Here is a 242-nt window from a genome sequence, read left to right on the forward strand (position 1 = left end):
GAGTGAACGTTAGACTTTGACTCTTGGTATCTAGTAGATTACCTTTTTCATCTCGGTACTCTATTGTTCTTGTTACCACGTTGTCTTTAGTAACTACTTCATGCTTATGCTTCAAATGAATTGTTACCACGTTACTTTCATCAGTACCTTTTTCTAGGAAGGTGTAATCCGTTGGATTTCCTGCTACTTCCTCATAATTCTCTGGTACTTCTGGGGTAACCTTTACAGTTTCTCCTGTCTTG

Annotated in this window: 1 protein-coding gene; it reads right to left on the reverse strand. The window is 38.4% G+C overall.

Going from position 1 to position 242, the window contains the following annotated elements; genetic code table 11:
- Window positions 1–242 (reverse strand): hypothetical protein (locus OZJ21_RS03775; protein WP_268857480.1); only part of this gene is annotated, 242 nt, incomplete at both ends.

Origin of the sequence: Ligilactobacillus sp. UO.C109 (assembly GCF_026847815.1) — a bacterium.
GTDB lineage: Bacteria > Bacillota > Bacilli > Lactobacillales > Lactobacillaceae > Ligilactobacillus > Ligilactobacillus salivarius.